The 768-nt window shown below is 68.1% G+C and carries 1 protein-coding gene; it reads right to left on the bottom strand.

Translation table 11 applies throughout. The features are described from left to right. Nucleotides 1-402: 402 nt before the first annotated feature. Nucleotides 403-768: ATP-binding protein (locus tag Q7A36_RS40395; protein ID WP_305109424.1), on the bottom strand; the 366-nt coding region annotated here is incomplete at its 5' end.

Genomic DNA, 768 nt, shown 5'->3' with positions numbered 1-768 from the left:
ACCCCCCATCCTTCGCAAACTGCAGCAGAGGCAGCGCAGAGGCGCCGGTAAAACCCCCAGCCCGCCCCGGAGCCGCTTGGGTGGTGTTCCTGCTGCTGCGGCTAACCTGCCCTCTGCCGGCATCTCAGTCGGCCTGGTTAGTTCCCCGGCGGCTGCACCGCGAGGCGGCTGGCAACAGCGGTGACGCGAGGACGACCTGGGCCGCAGGCGGAGCGACCGCTGCTACCCTGTGGGGCTGGCGGCTGCCGGGCCGATGCAAGCCTGAGCAGATGCGACGGCGAGCGTGCGCCCCTGTCGCGGGAGACCACCACGGAAGGGTCCCGCCGGGCCGCAGGCAGGCGAGGATGTCAAACGACATCCGGAACCCATCCACTGGCGACACCGAAAACCCAGCCACCCCGGTCACGCTGATGTCCCGGCCGGAGCCGGTGCGGCATTGGATTTGAGTAGCCCGGACCGCCGCTTCTCCCGCAGGCGATAGCTGTCGCCGCGGATGGTCATCACGTGGCTGTGGTGCAGCAGCCGGTCCAGGATGGCTGTCGCTACCACCTGGTCGTTCAAGACGATCCCCCACTCGCTCACGCTGCGGTTGCTGGTCACCAGGTTGCTGCCCCTCTCGTAGCGGCGGCTCACCAGGGCAAAGAACAGGTGCGCGGCATGCGGCTCGAGCGGCAGGTAGCCGAACTCGTCGATGATCAGCAGCTTCGGCTTGGCGTAGCGCGTCAGCTTCTCCTCCAACCGCCCTTCCGCTTGCGCCTTCATCAGGTC

It is taken from the genome of Paracraurococcus lichenis, assembly GCF_030657435.1.
GTDB lineage: Bacteria > Pseudomonadota > Alphaproteobacteria > Acetobacterales > Acetobacteraceae > Paracraurococcus > Paracraurococcus lichenis.
The sequence above is the reverse complement of the archived record's forward strand: the minus strand, read 5'-3'. Positions and strand labels throughout refer to the sequence as shown.